Genomic DNA, 15,244 nt, shown 5'->3' with positions numbered 1-15,244 from the left:
GTCCGCATGTCCGCCGTCCCCGCCCCGTCCGACCGAAGCTCCGACCAGCCGCACGGCTCTCCCGACCTGCCGCACGGCATTCCCGACCTGCTCACCGCGACCGCCGCCCGCTGTCCGGAGCACCCCGTCCTGCGGCTCGGCGAGGAGGTGCTGGGCTACGCCGAGCTGGACGCGCGCAGCGCCCGGGCCGCGCACTGGCTGACCGCGCTCGGCGTCGCGCCCGGCGACCGGGTCGCCGTACTGCTGCCCAACGTCCCGGAGTTCGCGGTGCTGTACTACGGCATCCTCCGCGCCGGAGCGGTGGTCGTCCCGATGAACCCGCTGCTGAAGGCCCGGGAGATCGAGCACTGCCTCGCCGACGCCGAGGCCGCACTGCTGCTCGCCTGGCACGCTGGCGCCGAACAGGCGGTCGAGGGTGCGCGGCGCACCCGCACCCGGCTGGTCCCCGTCGAGCCGGCCGACCTCGCCGCAGCGCTCGCGCGGCAGCCGGCCGGCCCGCCGGAGAACGGGGGACGCGGGGGAGAGGACACCGCGGTCATCCTCTACACCTCCGGCACCACCGGCGCCCCCAAGGGCGCCGAGCTGACCCACCGCAACATCGTGTGCAACATCCGGGCGGGCGTCCAGGTCCTGGGCCTGGTCGAGGGGGACGTGATCTTCGGCGGGCTGCCGCTGTTCCACTCCTTCGGCCAGGTGCTCGGCCTCAACTGCGCGGTGTCCGTCGGCGCCTGCCTGACCCTGGTGCCGCGCTTCGACCCGCTGGGCGCGCTCTCGGTGATCCAGCGCGACCGGGTGAGCGTCTTCCTCGGCGTCCCGACCATGTACACCCTGATGCTGGCCCATCCGCAGCGCGCCGGGTACGACGTCTCCTCCCTGCGGGTGTGCCTGGGCGGCGGCGCGTCGATGCCGCCGGAGGTGCTGCGCGGCTTCGAGACCGACTTCGACTGCGTGGTGCTGGAGGGCTACGGGCTGTCCGAGTCCTCGCCGCTGGCCTGCGCCAACCGCAGCGACCGGGAGCGGATCGCGGGCACCGTCGGCATCCCGATCGAGGGGGTGCGGATGCGGATCGTCGACGAGTCCGGCGAGGAGGTGCCGGACGGTACGGTCGGCGAGGTGGTGATCAGCGGCCACAACGTGATGAAGGGCTACTGGCGCCGGCCGGACACCACCGCGCGGACCGTCCGGGACGGCTGGCTGCACACCGGGGACCTCGGCACCCGCGACGAGCGCGGCGACTTCCGGATCGTCGACCGCCGCAAGGACGTCATCATCCGCGGCGGCTTCAACGTCTACCCGAGGGAGGTGGAGGACGTGCTGTACGAGCACCCGGCGGTCGCCGAGGCCACGGTGGTCGGCGTCCCCCACCCCACCCACGGCCAGGAGGTGGCCGCCGCCGTGGTCCTGCGCGAGGGCGCGTCGGCGACCCCGGAGGAGATCCGCGGCTTCGTCCGGGAGCGGGTGGCCCCGTACAAGTACCCGCGGCTGGTCTGGACGGTGGACGCCCTGCCCAAGGGGCCGACCGGGAAGATCCTCAAGCGCGAGGTCGTCGTGCCCGAGGGGGAGGCGGGCCGGCTCGGGAACTGAGCGGGCTCGGGAGTCGGGCGGCCCGGCCGGGCCGCCCGGGGTGGTCACACCACCCGGCGCATCCAGCCGTGGACGTCCTCGGCACGCCCGTACTGGATGTCCAGCACGTGCTCGCGGATCGCGAGGGTCTGCTTGCCCGGCGAGCCGCTGCCGATGGTGAACTCGTAGCCCTCGCCCTTGAATCCGACGATCGGGGTGACCACCGCGGCCGTCCCGGCGGCGAACACCTCGGTGACCGTGCCGTCGGCGGCACCGGAGCGCAGCTCGGAGAGGGTGATCGAGCGCTCGACCGGCGTCAGCCCGAACTCGCCCGCCAGGGACAGGATCGAGTCCCTGGTCACCCCGTCGAGGATGTTGCCGAGCGCGGGGGTGACCAGCTCGCCGTCGGAGGTGACCAGGCACAGGTTCATCGTGCCGGACTCCTCCAGGTCGCCCTCGCCGCCGGTGTCGTCCAGGAACAGCACCTGGTCGCAGCCGTGCTTCCGGGACTCCAACTGGGCGGCCAGGCTGGAGGCGTAGTTGCCGCCGCACTTGGCGGCGCCGGTGCCGCCCCGCCCGGCGCGGGTGTAGTTGCTGCTGACCCAGAGCGTGATGCCGGTGACACCGCCGGCGAAGTACGGGCCGGCCGGGCTGGCGATGACCGAGTAGGCGATCTGCTCGGCGGGCCGGACACCGAGGAAGGCCTCGGAGGCGAACATGAACGGCCGCAGGTAGAGGCTCTTCTCGTCGGCGGAGTCCGGCACCCACGCCTCGTCGGCGCGGACCAACTCCTCGACGCTGGTGAGGAAGTCCTCCTCCGACAGCACCGGCAGGGCGAGCCGCTCGGCGGAGCGGGCGAAGCGGCGGGCATTGAACTCCGGGCGGAACAGCCAGACGCTGCCGTCGGCGTGGCGGTACGCCTTCAGCCCCTCGAAGATCTCCTGGGCGTAGTGCAGCACGGCGGCGCTCGGGTGCAGCGAGTACGGCACCAGGGCGGAGACCTCGCGGTCGTGCCAGCCGTCGGCGGGCGTCCAGGTGGCCGAGGCCATGTGGTCGGTGAAGAACTTCCCGAACCCCGGTGCGGCGAGGATGGTGCGTCGCTCCTCCTCGGGGACGGGATCGTTCCTCCGGACCAGAGGGAATGCGCGACTCATCGTCAACTCCTCAACACCGCTGTGGAATCTGTGCGAACCGGCGCCAACCTCCGGCGCCATACCCGTCATGCTAACGGTCGTCAGCCGGACGTGATACGGCGCGACCCGGCCGCGCCCCGAGTCGCCGGCCCCCTCGGTGCCGACGGCTCGGGGGTGTTCGCGCTACGCGTCGCCGCCGTGGAGGTGGGCGACGAGGCCGTCGAGGGTGGTGCGCAGGGCCTCGGTGTTGGCCTGGTCGAACCAGGTCGTGCGGACGCGTTCGTTGCTCCCGCCCGGGGTCTCGTGCTCGGACCCGAGCTGCTGCAGGGAACGGGTCTCGTCGCCCAGGGTGCGCCCGGCGTCCTGGTAGAGGCTGCGGACGAAACGGTCGGCGTCCTCGGCGGGGATGCCCTGGCCGGCGGCCCAGGAGACCAGCGTGGTGAGGAAGGCGTAGTAGGTGGTCTGGGTCGACGTCAGCGCGGAGAAGACGTTGAGGGCGGCCTCGTCCGCGACCGGGAGCGCCCCGCCCAACCGGTCGAACAGGGCGTCCGCATCGGGGTGCGAGGGGCACACCACGGTGATGCAGCGCCGTTCGCGGACGGTGGGCAGCGGGATGGCGTGGGTCACCTCCGCGTCGGTGGCCAGGACCTGGCGCAGTTCCGCGGTGCCGACGCCGGGCATCACGTTGACCACGACCCGGTCGTCGGGCACCGTCAGCCCGGTCAGGGCCGCGCGCCAGTCCTGGCGGCGCAGGGCGAGGATCACCAGGTCGGAGCGGTCCACCACCTCCTGGTTGTCGGCGCAGACCCGGACGTCCTGGTACCGCTCGGCCAGCTCGGCGGCGGTGCGGGCGCCCCGTGGGGACAGGAGGACCTCCGGCCCGGGCTCGTCCCCGTCCTGCAGGCCCATCACGATGGCCCGGGCGATCTCGCCCACTCCGATGATGCCGATGCGCTTCATTGGTCACTGCCTCCGCTGTCTGCGATATTCCGACAAAGCATGTTTTCATGCCCGCCGTGACCTTCTGTGCAGTGGTGTGACCGTCACGGAGCCGACCGGCAGGCCGCCGACCCGGGCCAGGGCGTGCCCGGTTCGCCCCCGTCAGTGCTGCTGGGCGGGCGGGGTGGTGGCCGGCGGGGCCGTGGTGGCCCCGGTGCCGGTGGGGTTGGGCCTGGGCGCCGGGTCGGGGATGTCGGCCATCGGCAGGGACTGCTTGGGCGTGCCCTTGAGCGCCTGGTCCATGGCGTCCCGCCAGATCGGTCCGGGGCCGTCGGCGCCGAACACCTCGGTGCGGTGCTTCCCGTTGATGGTGATGTCGCGCATCTCGACGCCGCCGTCGGGGCCGCCGAGCCAGACGGCGGTGGCGAGCTGCGGGGTGTAGCCGTTGAACCAGGCGGCCTTCTTGTGGTCCGAGGTGCCGGTCTTTCCGGCGATCTGCCGGTTGTCCTCCAGGTTGAGCGCCGCGCCGGTGCCGTTGTTCTCGGTGACGCCGTTCAGGACGGTGTTCAGCGCCCGGGCCGTCGACTCGGAGAACGCCTGCTCGCAGTGGCCGGCCGGGACGGGGACGTCCTTGCCGTCCACCGTGGTGATCTTGTTGATGGCGATCGGGGTGCAGTGGGTGCCCTGGGCGGCGAAGGTCGCGTAGACGTTGGCCATGGTCAGCGGGCTCATCTCCTCGACGCCCAGGGCCATCGCGGGGACCTCCTCCAGGGGCTTGCCGCTGGCCCGGGTGGTGATGCCGAGCTTGTTGGCCATCTGCTTGACCGCGCAGAGGCCGATCTCCTGCTCCATCTGCACGAAGTAGGTGTTGACCGAGAGGGCCATCGCCTCCTTCAGCTGGTAGGGGCCCTTCTCGTTCGCGGACTCGTTGGGCACCACCGTCCTGGGCCGGGCCTCGTTCTTCCAGGTCCCCTCGCAGGTCTTCATCGTCGGGTACTCGAGCTTGTTCGGGGACGAGTACTCCTGGGTCGCCGACAGGCCCGCCTCCAGTGCCGCGGCCGCGACGACCGGCTTGAAGGTGGAGCCGGGCTGGAAGCCGTTGCCGCCGCCCATGGCCGAGTCGACGTTGAGGTTGACGACGGTCTGGTTCTTGTTGGAGTCCAGGCCGTACGGGCGGGTCTGGGCCATCGCGAGGATCTTGCCGGTGCCCGGCTCGACCATGGAGACGGCGGCGGAGACGCTGTCGGTGACCCGCACGTTGGAGGTCGCCGCGTTCTGGGCGGCGGCCTGCTTGTCCGGGTCCAGCGTGGTGTGGATGTTCAGACCGCCGGTGTTCCACACCTTCTTGCGCTCGTCGGCGCTCTTGCCGAAGGCCGGGTCCTGCTTGACCACGTGGCGGACGTAGTCGCAGAAGAAGCCCATCCCGGCCTGGGCGGTGATGCAGCCGTTCTGCGGGGCCTGGTAGTTGAGGCCCAGCGGGGCGGCCTTGGCCTCCTTCGCCTGGTCGGCGGTGATGTGCTTGTTCTCCACCATCTTGTCGATGACGGTGTCGCGGCGGTTCTGCGCGGCCTGCGGGTGCAGCTTGGGGTCGTACTGGGACGGGTTCTGCACCAGCCCGGCGAGCATCGCCGCCTCGGCGACGGTCAGGTCCTTGTTGCTCTTGCCGAAGTAGCGCCGGGAGGCGGCCTCCACCCCGTAGGCGCCGTTCCCGTAGTACGTGATGTTGAGGTAGTTGGTGAGGATCTGGTCCTTCGGCAGGTCCTCCTCCAGCTTGATGGCGACCTTGAGCTCCTGGATCTTGCGGCCCAGGGTCTTGCGCTGGGCCTCCAGGACCGCGTCGCGGTCGTCGCCGGCCTGCTCCACGTTGACGTTCTTCACGTACTGCTGGGTCAGGGTGGAGGCGCCCTGCGCGGTGGTGCCGCTCTCCGCGTTCTTGCTGATCGCACGGAGCACGCCCTTGAGGTCGACGGCGCCGTGCTCGTAGAAGCGGGCGTCCTCGATGTCCACCTGGGCGTGCCGCATGAACGGCGACATCTGGTCGGCGGTGATGACGGTGCGGTCGCGCTCGTAGACCTTGGCGATCAGGCCGCCCTTGGCGTCGAAGATCTGGGTCGCCTGGGTCAGCGGCGGGGTCTTGAAGTCGTCGGGAACCTCGTCGAATCCCTCCGCCGTGTCCTTGGCGGCCAGTCCGACGCCGCCGGCGGCGGGCAGGGCGATGCCCGCCAGCAGCACACCGGACACGACGCTCACGCCGATGAAGGTCGCCCCGAGGCGGGCCAGCCGAAGCGGAGTGGGGCGGGACGGGCGGAGATCCGCGGCATCCGCGGCATCCGCGTCATCGGAGGAATTCCATATGGGCGGGAGGTTCGATTCCATTCCGGAATGCTAGCCCGCCGAAACCGCTGGTCGAACGGATTTTCCTGTCGGATCGTCACGGCTGTGCAACAGATGTGGAGTTCGATCGCGACAGGTCAAATCGTATGCGAACTGCATGGATATGGGGAAATCGACGGTCCGAACACGTCGGAATTACTTCGGGTGTGGGCCCCCATCCCCGCCCTCGGTCCTGACATCACTTGGATGCGGTGACCCGGGTGAAAGGTTGCGTCCGTTCCGGCGCCGCCCCCGACGTCGCCGGCCGCCGGTCTGTTCGCGCGGTCCGCCGCGTCATCGACCAGGGCCGAGAGGGGTAGACCGTACGGGTGAACACCTTCGGAAGGATCAAGGCCAAGAACGCCATCGAGGTCCGTACCGCCGCCCTCCCGCCCTGTCGGCGCTGCGGAATCCCGGCCCTTCTGACCGCCCGTTACCCGCACTCCTGGCCGAACCAGGCAGGGAAGCAGGTGACCGGCTTCAAGGAGACCGCCCTCTGCTCCGCCTGCGACGAGGGTGACCCGGCGGCGACCGGGCTCCTCGCCCTCCTCGGCGGCCCGGTCGCCGGCCGGCTCGCCGACCTCAGGGCGCTCGTCCAGCAATGGGTGAGCGCCATCCGCCACCGCACACCCGACCTGGCGGACCTGGAGGACGAGGCCGCCCGGTTCAGGTCCGGAGAGCTCTGAAACCGAATGCGGCCGAGCGGAAACCCGAACAGCGGTGCGGATTCACCCGTATGCGCAGCGTGATGTGCTGCCCGGGCGACGCTGTGGGCAGGGTGGTTCCAGCCCCCCACCTCCTCCGAAAGGGTAGGAACCATGGGCATATCGCTGTCCCGCCGTTCGATCTCCTCCGCCGTCACGGTGGCGTTCGCGACCTGCGCGGTCGCCGTCACCGTGTCGCCCGCCCTGGCCGCCGAAGCCGGCGGCAGGCCGGGCGGCGGCGGGGGAATGCCGACGGTGGTCCTGGTGCACGGCGCGTTCGCGGACGCCTCCGGCTGGAACGACGTCGCCGCCCGCCTCCTGGATGACGGGTTCGACGTCGTCGCCCCACCCAACGAGCTGCGCGGCCTGGCCAATGACGCCGCCGACGTGGCGAGTCTGCTCAAGAGCATCAGCGGCCCGATCGTCCTCGCGGGCCACTCCTACGGCGGCGCCGTCATCAGCCAGGCCGCGGCCGGTAACCCGAACGTCAAGGGTCTGGTCTACGTGTCGGCGTTCGCGCCCGACGTGGGCGAGTCCCCGGCGGAGCTGTCGGCGAAGTTCGCCGGCAGCGACCTCGCCACCGCGCTCAACCCCGTCCCCTTCACCGAGCGTGGCGGCAGCGGGACCGACCTCTACATCCGGGGCGACAAGTTCCGGGACGTCTTCGCCGCCGATCTCTCCGAGTCCAGGACCAGGCTGATGGCCGCCGAGCAGCGCCCCGTCGCCGAGGCCGGGTTCGGGGAGAAGGCCACCGCCGCCGCCTGGCGCGACATCCCGTCCTGGTTCGTCGTGTCGAAGCAGGACCGGGCCATCGCCCCCGACCTCGAACGCTTCGAGGCCAAGCGCGCCAACTCGCACACCGTCGAGATCGACTCCTCGCACGTGTCGATGATGTCCCACCCCGACGTGATCGTCCGACAGATCCGCGAGGCCGCGGGGGTCGCCGGTGACGGCGGTGGGAGCGGTGGCGGCAGTGGCAGTGGCAGTGGCAGTGGCAGTGGCAGTGGCGGTGGCGGTGGCGGTGGTGGCGCGGCTGTGGCGGCCGAGCTCGCGGCGACCGGCTCGCGCGGCCAGGCCATCGCCGCGGTCGGCGCCGTCGGTGCCGTCGCGCTGGTGTCCGGCTCGGCGCTCACCCGCTTCGTCCGTCGGCGCGAGGCCCGCTGAACCCGCTGTACCTGCTCAACCCGCTGAACTCGCTGAGCGGCCGGCCCGGTCGGGTGGCCGGCGGTTCCGGGGCCTCTGCCCCGGGCCGCCCGCCCCCGGCCGGGCCGTCTCGCGCGCGCCGGCGGCGTCCCTCACGGCGTCGACGGCGCGGCGGCGAAGTCGCGCGGGACGGCCCGGACCGCGGCGGGCTGCTCCTCCTGGGCGAAGTGCCCGGCGTCGGTGACCACCGCGGTGGTGAGGTCGCGGCCGCCGGCGGCCCGGAAGCCCCGGGCGCAGGCCTCGATGTCGCGGCCCTCGCGGCCCTCGCGGTCGCCGCGCACGTCCCCGCCGCTGGCCCCGAATAGCGCCGGCCGGTCAGCTGTGCGGGACGAGCGCGACCGGGCACCGCACGTGGTGGATCGCGGCGTGCGCGACCGGGCCAAGGTGGGAGCCGACCAGGGTGCGGCGCAGGCGCCGGCCGATGACGAGCAGCCGGGCCTCGGCCGCCGCGTCCACCAGGGCGACGGAGCGGCTGCCCTGGATCAGGTCCGCGGTCACCGACACCTCCGGACGGCGCTCGCGCCACGGGTCCAGCTGTTCGGCGAAGCGGGTCCGCTCGACGGACGAGAGCTCGCCCTTCAGCCCGCCCACGGCCTGCAGCGCCATGTACTCGCTGGCGACCGGCGGCGACCAGACGTGCACCACCCGCAGCGGCGCCCGGCGCCGGGCGGCCGCGTCGAAGGCGAAGGCCAGCACGTCGTCCATCGGATGCGCCACGTCGAGGCCCACCAGCACCGGGCCGTCGGACTCGACCGCGTCGGCCCGGACCAGCGCCACCGGGCAACTCGCCCGCCGCAGCACCTCCTGGCTCACCGAGCCGACCAGGAAACCGCGCACGGCACCCAGCCCGCGCGAGCCCAGGACGAGCAGCGAGGCCGAGTTCCCGGCCGCCTCCAGCGCCTCGGCCGGGTCGGTCGGGACGATCGCCGAGGTGACCGGCCCGTCCCCGGCCAGCGGGCGCAACTCCTCCGCCCGGAGCTCCAGTCGGTCCAGCGCGTGCCGGTAGGTCTCCTCACTGCCGACCACGTCCCGGTGCGGCCACGGCCAGGCCTCCAGGAGGTCGAGCGGGCAGGCGCGGCGCCGCGCCTCGTGGGCGGCCCACTCGGTGGCGGCGAGGCTCTCGGGCGAGCCGTCGAATCCGGCGACGACGGGTGCGGTCATGGTCTGCTCCTCATCCGCGCAGCGCGTCCAGGGCGGCCGTCAGCCGCTGCGCCGCCTCGTCCGCGACCTCGCCCAGCCCGCCTCCCGGCCCGGCCAGGGTGACCATCGTCTGCGGGTCGACGGCCTCCACCACGGTGGCGTCGCCGTCCGCCCGGACCACCACGTTGCAGGGCAGCAGCAGCCCGATGCGACGGTCGGCCTCGAGCGCGCGGTGGGCGAGGGCGGGGTTGCAGGCGCCGAGGATCAGGTAGTCCTCGATCTCCGCGCCGATCTTCTCGCGCAGCGTCGCCCGGACGTCGATGGTGGTCAGGACGCCGAAGCCCTGCTCCCTGAGCGCGGCGGTGACCGCCTCCACCGCCTGCGCGAACGGCCGGTCGAGCCGTACGCCGAGACCGTAGTCCATGGTTCCTCCACAAGAGTCCGGGCGGCCCCAGTATCGACGGGCACCGGGCCCGCCGCCTCCCGGAGCGGACCGCGGCGCGGTGTCGGTGCTGCCGCCTACGCTCGGGCCGTACTGCTTTCGGGAGGGTGTGGTGAAGGTGCGCAGGCCGGTGGACGGCGAGGTCCGGGTCCACTACGGACAGATCTACGTGGAGAGCGATCCCGACGACCCGGGGCCCGACCTGACGAGGGCGTTCGCCGGCCAGCGCGCGGGGCTCTGCGGCGCGGCCGTCCCGGGGGCGCTCTGGCTGACCACCGGGCTGCACACCGGTGCCGTCGGCTTCACGGTCGAGGTGCACGAGCAGGCCCCGCCGCTGGACGAGGACTGGGAGGACGTGGTCGAGGTCTCCTTCCGTCCGGTCACGGACTCCAGCCTGCTGGTGGAGTGGGGCGGCGGCGACGCCCGGGAGCTCGGACTGGCGCAGTGCGACCACCGGGTGCGCTACTGCGCCCTGGGCCTCGACGAGGGGCACCGGCTGGACACCCGGACGCCCGACGAACCGGGGGCGGAGCGCTACCTGCTCCAGTTCTGGCCGGCCCCGCCCGAGCCGGACCGCGTCCTGCGGCAGACCTCGCGGAAGGCGGCGTACTGGCACGACTACGCCCGGAAGCTGCCGCCGCCCCCCACGCCGGAGGAGCGCGCCGCGGAGGAACTCCGGGCCCGTCTCGCGCGGGAGCGCGTGGCACGGGAGAACAGGGCCGCCGCCGAGCTCTGGGAGTGGGGTGGCCGCCGGCCGAGCGAGGCCCTGCGCGGCGTGGTCGGCAACGTCCGGGGCCTGTTGGACTTCGACGCGCCCCTGCTGCACGCCCTGGACGACGCCGGCCCCCGGGCCCAGCGCGCGGTGGCGCGGTTCGCCGCCCGCCGGGCCTGCGCGGCGGCCGGCCTCGCCGGGCTCGACTGGGTCGCCGCCGCACTGACGGCCCTGGACGAGGGCCGCCCGCTGCCGGCGCCCTTCGACGACCCGGCCGCGCTCTGGCAGACCCTGGCCGCCGACCCGCGCGTCCCCGCCCGGACGGTCCGCCGGGCCGTCGCGCCCGAGCGCGAGCCCTTCCGCCCACCGCACGTGGACCCCGACGCCCCGTCGCCGGTGTTCGTGTCGGTGTCCGTGCCCCAGCCGGTGTTCTCCACCGTGACGGTGACGGACCGGCCGGAGCCCCCGGGGCTGCCCGTCGTGGGGGCGGAGCCGGCCGCCACCCGCACCGCCCGCCTCGTCCTCGGCCCGCTCGATCCCGACCTGCCGGTGTCGCAGCCGCACATGGCGCTGCCCGCCGTCCTCGGTGCGGCCGAGCCGGAGCCGCTGCGGGCCGCGATCGACGCGGTGTCCGCGGCGGTCGTCACGTACGGCGAGGACCACCGGACGCTGCTGGCCGAGGTCAGGGCCGTGCTGGCGGAGCAGTGCTGACGCCGACCACTCGCCGTGGTGGGGTGCCGGGGTGGTACCGCGGTACTACGGGCGCGCCGATGATCGGACCCCGGTACCACGGATCGAAGCCGACTCCGCACGTAGCGTGGTGCGCGAGGGCAGCCGGAAGGGCAGGCCCCGGAGCACAGGGGTGAGCGATGATCGAGGCGCACCGGCTGACGAAGCGGTACGGGGAGAAGACGGCCGTGGACCAGCTGGACTTCACGGTCCGGCCGGGGACGGTGACGGGCTTCCTCGGGCCGAACGGCGCGGGCAAGTCCACCACGATGCGGATGATCGTCGGGCTGGACGCGCCCACCAGCGGTTCGGTCCGGGTGAACGGCCGCCATTACGCCGAGCACGCGGCACCGCTCCAGGAGGTCGGCGCGCTGCTGGAGGCCAAGTCGATCCACCCGGGCCGCTCCGCCTTCAACCACCTGATGGCCCAGGCCCACACCCACGGCATCCCGCGCCGCCGGGTCGAGGAGGTCATCGAGCTGACGGGCCTCTCCTCGGTGGCCCGCAAGCGCGCCGGGGCGTTCTCGCTCGGCATGGGCCAGCGGCTCGGGATCGCCTCGGCCCTGCTGGGGGATCCGGCCACGGTGATGCTGGACGAACCGGTCAACGGCCTCGACCCCGAGGGCGTGCTGTGGATCCGCAACCTGCTCACCTCGCTCGCCGCCGAGGGCCGCACCGTCTTCGTGTCCTCGCACCTGATGAGCGAGATGGCCCTGGTCGCCGACCACCTGATCGTCGTCGGCCGGGGCCGGCTGCTGGCCGACACGACGGTGCAGGACCTGGTCCGCCAGGCCGGCGGCGACGTGGTCAAGGTCGTCAGCGCCGACCCGGCCCGGCTGCGCGCCGCACTGGCCGGCGCCGGCGTGGAGGTCACCGGCCGGGCGGGCTCGGAGGAGCTGCTGGTCACCGGCCGTACGGCCCGCGAGATCGGCCTGGCCGCCGCCGAGCAGGGCATCGCCCTGTTCGAGCTCACCCCCCGGGCGGTCTCCCTGGAGGAGGCGTTCATGGACCTGACCCGCGACGCCGTCGAGTACCACGGCACGATCACCACCGCCGACGGCACGGCCGCCGCCGAGACTTCGAGGAGTGCGGCATGAGCACCATCGCACCGAGCCCGACCCCCGCCCCCGGCGGCGTGCGGCCCGCCCGTCCCGCGTACCGGGTGACGCCCCTGCGGGTGCTGCGTTCCGAGTGGGCGAAGCTGTGGTCGCTGCGCTCCACCTGGATCACCCTTGGGCTGGCACTGCTCTTCCTGGTCGCCTTCGGCCTGATCGCCGCCTACCAGTTCAAGTCGCGGATGACCTCCGGCCGCCCGATGGACCGGGACTTCGCGGGGGCGAGCGCGCTGAGCCTGTCCCTGTTCGGCACCAACTTCGCCCAACTGGCACTCGGCATCCTCGGCGTGCTGGTCGCCGCCGGGGAGTACTCCACCGGCATGATCCGCTCGACGCTGGCCGCCGTGCCGCGCCGCCTCCCGGTGCTCTGGTCCAAGGCCGCCGTGTACGGGCTGATCGCGCTGGTGCTCGGCACCGTCGGGGTGTTCGCGGTCTTCGGCGCCGACAGCGGAGTGCTCTCCGGCACCCGCGTGGCGATGACCTTCTCCGACGCCGGGGTGGTCCGCGGCCTGCTGGGGGCCGGGCTCTACCTCGCTCTGGTCGGCGTGATCGGCGTCGCGCTCGGCGCGCTGCTGCGCTCGGTGGCCGGCGGCATCGCGGTGCTGGTGGCCACGCTGATGCTGATCCCGGGGCTCACCTCGCTGCTGCCCAGCTCCTGGCAGAGCCACCTCAGCCCCTACCTGCCCAGCCACGCGGGCGAGGCGATGTTCGCCCTGCACCACGACTCGACCACGCTCTCGCCGACGGCGGGGCTGGCCGTCTTCCTCGGCTGGACGGTCCTCGCCCTCGGGGCGGCGGCCGTGCGGCTGGTACGCACCGACGCCTGAGAGACTCGGAGGGAGTCCATCCACCGCGGCGCCGGGAGCCTCCGGCGCCGCGGACACGACCACGACAGCCCGGCCGACCAGGGAGGTGCCACCGGTGAGCGACCCCGCCACCGCCACGACGAGCCCGTTCGCGGCAGCGGGCACCCCGGCCGCGGGCACCTCGTCCGCCGACCCGCGGACCGCCGACACCCCGGCCGCCGACCTCCTGTCCGGGCACCCGCTGTACACCCGCCTGGCCCGGATCGGCCAGCGGCTGCGGCAGGCGGACCGCGACCACCCGTGGGCGCTCGACGCCGCGGTGGTGGCCGCCGTCTTCCTGCTGTTCTGCCTGCCCGACCTCTTCCCCGGCCACGCCGAGGGCGGCCCGCGCGAGCACCGGATCGTGCTCGCCCGGCTGCCGCTGCCGCAGACCCTCGCCCTCCAGGCCGGCCTGGTGCTGCCGCTGCTGTGGCGCCGGCGCCGGCCCACGGCGGCCTTCGCCGCGATCATGGCCGTCTTCGTCCTGCAGTGGTCGCTGGACGTCGGGCTGCGCGCCGACGCCGCCCTGCTGGTCGCCCTCTACAGCCTGGCGCTGCACGGCCGGCTGCGGCACCTGGCGTGGTCCTGCGCCGCCATGGCGGTGGCCGTCTCGCTGGTCGCGGTGGCCGTCTCCGGCGGCGGGCTGCCGGTCGGCGACGCCCTGTTCTTCCTGTTCAGCGCCGCGACGGCGGCCGTGGCCCTGGGCATCGCGGTGCGGGTGCGGCGCGCCCAGCTCGCCGGGCTGCGGGAACGGGCCGCCCGGCTGGAGATAGAGCGCGACCAGCGCAGCCGGCTGGCCGCCGCCACCGAACGCGCCCGGATGGCCCGGGAGATGCACGACATCATCGGCCACAACCTGTCCGTCATCGTCACCCTGGCCGACGGCGGCGCGTACGCGGCGCAGGCCACCCCCGAACGCGGCCGGGAGGCCCTGCTGCTGATCGGGGACACCAGCCGGCAGGCGCTCGGCGAACTGCGGCGGATGCTCGGCGTGCTGCGCGACCAGGGGGACCAGACCGCCGAGTACACCCCGCAGCCCGGCATCGCCGACCTCGACGGGCTCTGCGCCCGCATCCGCGCCGCCGGCCCGCAGGTGGTCTACACGGCCGCCGGCGCCCTGGGCCGGCTGGACCGCGGCGTCCAGCTGATGGCGTACCGCATCGTGCAGGAGGCGCTCACCAACACCCTCAAGCACGCGGGGCCCGAGACCCGCGCCCATGTGACCCTCACCGTCGACGCCGAGCGCCTGCGGGTCCGCGTCGAGGACTCCGGCCCGCCCGGCGGCTCCCGCTGGCACGGGCGCACCCACGGGTACGGCCACGGCCTGGCCGGGATGCGCGAACGCGCGGCCCTGTACGGCGGCACCGTCACGGCCGGCCCCACCCCCGGCGCGGGATGGGCCGTGGAGGCGGTCCTGGACCTCACCCCCGGGCCGGACGCCACCGCCGCCGGCCCGGACGCCGCCCCCACGCCGAACCCCGCCGCCGGCCCGAACCCAAGCGCCGGCCCGGACCTCACCGCCGGCCCTCAGCCCACCCCCGACCCGACAGGCGGCCCGACGTGACCACCGTCCTCATCGTGGACGACCAGCCCTTGCAGCGCTACGGCTTCCGCATGCTGCTGGAGAGCCAGCCCGACACCGAGGTGGTCGGCGAGGCGGCCCACGGCGGCGAGGCCGTCCGGCTGGCCGCCGACCTGCGCCCCGACGTCGTCCTGATGGACATCCGGATGCCCGGCATGGACGGTATCGAGGCCACCCGCCGCATCGTCGCCACCGGAGGGCGCTCCCGCATCCTGGTACTGACCACCTTCGACCTCGACGAGTACGCGCACGCCGCGCTGCGCGCCGGTGCCAGCGGCTTCCTGCTCAAGGACGCCCGGCCGGAGGAACTGCTGTCCGGCATCCGCGCGGTCTCCGAGGGCGACGCCGTGGTCGCCCCGGCCGTCACCCGGCGACTGCTCGACGCCTACGCCCACCGCCTGCCGGTCCGCCCGCCCGGCGCCGCACCGGCCGCGGATCCGCGGCTGGACGCCCTCACCGACCGCGAACGGGAGATCCTGGTCGCCATCGCCCACGGCTGGTCCAACAGCGAGATCGCCCAGCGCCTGGTCCTGGCGGAGTCGACGGTCAAGACGCACGTCAGCCGGGTGCTGTCGAAGATCGGCGCCCGGGACCGCGTCCAGGCCGTGATCTTCGCCTACGACCGCGGGCTGACCCGCCCCAACCCACCGGTCTGACCACCCCGGCGGGCCCGCCCTTCCCCTCCGGGCCCGCCGTGAAGTCCGGCGGGGCCGCTGCCTCATGCGCCCGGGACAACAGGTGGCGCAGACTTCAGGGATCCGGAG

The 15,244-nt window shown here is 73.7% G+C and carries 14 protein-coding genes; 8 read left to right on the top strand and 6 right to left on the bottom strand.

Going from position 1 to position 15,244, the window contains the following annotated elements:
- Positions 1–6 precede the first annotated feature (6 nt).
- Positions 7–1,584 (top strand): long-chain fatty acid--CoA ligase, encoded by a 1,578-nt coding sequence (locus tag ACGF13_RS20955; RefSeq protein ID WP_392877180.1) that lies wholly within the window; start codon positions 7–9, stop codon positions 1,582–1,584.
- Positions 1,585–1,628: 44 nt separating this feature from the next.
- On the opposite strand, the gene ACGF13_RS20950 is transcribed toward ACGF13_RS20955, so the two are convergent.
- From ACGF13_RS20950 to ACGF13_RS20940, 3 genes are all read right to left on the bottom strand, one after another.
- Complete coding sequence (locus ACGF13_RS20950) at positions 1,629–2,717, bottom strand: branched-chain amino acid aminotransferase (protein ID WP_392877178.1); 1,089 nt, start codon at positions 2,715–2,717, stop codon at positions 1,629–1,631.
- Positions 2,718–2,879: 162 nt separating this feature from the next.
- Positions 2,880–3,656: an NAD(P)-binding domain-containing protein gene (locus ACGF13_RS20945; protein ID WP_392877176.1), complete on the bottom strand. Its 777-nt coding sequence runs from the start codon at positions 3,654–3,656 to the stop codon at positions 2,880–2,882.
- Between the two features lie 141 nt (positions 3,657–3,797).
- Positions 3,798–5,885 carry a transglycosylase domain-containing protein gene (locus ACGF13_RS20940; RefSeq protein ID WP_392877174.1) on the bottom strand — a complete coding sequence of 696 codons (2,088 nt, stop codon included), beginning with the start codon at positions 5,883–5,885 and terminating at the stop codon, positions 3,798–3,800.
- A gap of 452 nt (positions 5,886–6,337) precedes the next feature.
- On the opposite strand from ACGF13_RS20940, the gene ACGF13_RS20935 reads away from it, so the two are divergent.
- Together ACGF13_RS20935 and ACGF13_RS20930 are read left to right on the top strand one after the other, a co-directional pair.
- Positions 6,338–6,694, top strand: coding sequence for a DUF6300 family protein (locus ACGF13_RS20935; RefSeq protein ID WP_392877172.1), 357 nt, complete (start codon positions 6,338–6,340; stop codon positions 6,692–6,694).
- A gap of 132 nt (positions 6,695–6,826) precedes the next feature.
- Entirely contained in the window at positions 6,827–7,876 is a 1,050-nt protein-coding gene (locus ACGF13_RS20930) for an alpha/beta fold hydrolase (protein WP_392877170.1), read from the top strand.
- Between the two features lie 131 nt (positions 7,877–8,007).
- Here the strand turns inward: ACGF13_RS20930 and ACGF13_RS20925 are convergent, their stop codons facing one another.
- Genes ACGF13_RS20925 through ACGF13_RS20915 form a run of 3 tightly spaced genes read right to left on the bottom strand, consistent with a single transcriptional unit; the run spans position 8,008 to position 9,479 of the window.
- Positions 8,008–8,196 carry a hypothetical protein gene (locus tag ACGF13_RS20925; protein WP_392877168.1) on the bottom strand — a complete coding sequence of 63 codons (189 nt, stop codon included), beginning with the start codon at positions 8,194–8,196 and terminating at the stop codon, positions 8,008–8,010.
- A 34-nt stretch (positions 8,197–8,230) separates the two neighbouring features.
- Positions 8,231–9,076, bottom strand: a complete 846-nt coding sequence (locus ACGF13_RS20920) for a universal stress protein (protein ID WP_392877166.1) — start codon at positions 9,074–9,076, stop codon at positions 8,231–8,233.
- Positions 9,077–9,086: 10 nt separating this feature from the next.
- Entirely contained in the window at positions 9,087–9,479 is a 393-nt protein-coding gene (locus ACGF13_RS20915) for a DUF302 domain-containing protein (protein ID WP_392877164.1), read from the bottom strand.
- Positions 9,480–9,609: 130 nt separating this feature from the next.
- Between ACGF13_RS20915 and ACGF13_RS20910 the strand changes: the two genes are divergently transcribed.
- The 5 genes from ACGF13_RS20910 (at position 9,610) to ACGF13_RS20890 (ending at position 15,136) form a co-directional block, all read left to right on the top strand.
- A complete protein-coding gene (locus tag ACGF13_RS20910) occupies positions 9,610–10,920 on the top strand; it encodes a hypothetical protein (RefSeq protein ID WP_392877162.1) in 1,311 nt (436 codons plus the stop codon).
- 158 nt (positions 10,921–11,078) lie between these two features.
- Positions 11,079–12,035, top strand: a complete 957-nt coding sequence (locus ACGF13_RS20905) for an ABC transporter ATP-binding protein (protein WP_392877160.1) — start codon at positions 11,079–11,081, stop codon at positions 12,033–12,035.
- Positions 12,032–12,880, top strand: coding sequence for an ABC transporter permease (locus tag ACGF13_RS20900; protein ID WP_392877158.1), 849 nt, complete (start codon positions 12,032–12,034; stop codon positions 12,878–12,880). Before ACGF13_RS20905 ends, ACGF13_RS20900 begins: the two co-directional genes overlap by 4 nt.
- Positions 12,881–13,085: 205 nt before the next feature.
- On the top strand, positions 13,086–14,462 hold the full coding sequence (locus ACGF13_RS20895) for a histidine kinase (protein WP_392877596.1): 1,377 nt from the start codon (positions 13,086–13,088) through the stop codon (positions 14,460–14,462).
- Complete coding sequence (locus tag ACGF13_RS20890) at positions 14,459–15,136, top strand: response regulator (protein WP_392877156.1); 678 nt, start codon at positions 14,459–14,461, stop codon at positions 15,134–15,136. Before ACGF13_RS20895 ends, ACGF13_RS20890 begins: the two co-directional genes overlap by 4 nt.
- Positions 15,137–15,244 lie beyond the last annotated feature (108 nt).

The organism is Kitasatospora sp. NPDC048286 (assembly GCF_043201735.1).
In the GTDB taxonomy this organism is placed as follows: domain Bacteria; phylum Actinomycetota; class Actinomycetes; order Streptomycetales; family Streptomycetaceae; genus Kitasatospora.
This window is presented reverse-complemented; position numbering and strand designations above follow the sequence as displayed.

Excerpts from the sequence above, each read along its gene's own strand:
- ACGF13_RS20955 (WP_392877180.1), top strand. The coding sequence starts at position 7 with ATGTCCGCCGTCCCCGCCCCGTCCGACCGAAGCTCCGACCAGCCGCAC.
- ACGF13_RS20950 (WP_392877178.1), bottom strand. The coding sequence starts at position 2,717 with ATGAGTCGCGCATTCCCTCTGGTCCGGAGGAACGATCCCGTCCCCGAG.
- ACGF13_RS20945 (WP_392877176.1), bottom strand. The coding sequence starts at position 3,656 with ATGAAGCGCATCGGCATCATCGGAGTGGGCGAGATCGCCCGGGCCATC.
- ACGF13_RS20930 (WP_392877170.1), top strand. The coding sequence starts at position 6,827 with ATGGGCATATCGCTGTCCCGCCGTTCGATCTCCTCCGCCGTCACGGTG.
- ACGF13_RS20920 (WP_392877166.1), bottom strand. The coding sequence starts at position 9,076 with ATGACCGCACCCGTCGTCGCCGGATTCGACGGCTCGCCCGAGAGCCTC.
- ACGF13_RS20915 (WP_392877164.1), bottom strand. The coding sequence starts at position 9,479 with ATGGACTACGGTCTCGGCGTACGGCTCGACCGGCCGTTCGCGCAGGCG.
- ACGF13_RS20905 (WP_392877160.1), top strand. The coding sequence starts at position 11,079 with ATGATCGAGGCGCACCGGCTGACGAAGCGGTACGGGGAGAAGACGGCC.
- ACGF13_RS20900 (WP_392877158.1), top strand. The coding sequence starts at position 12,032 with ATGAGCACCATCGCACCGAGCCCGACCCCCGCCCCCGGCGGCGTGCGG.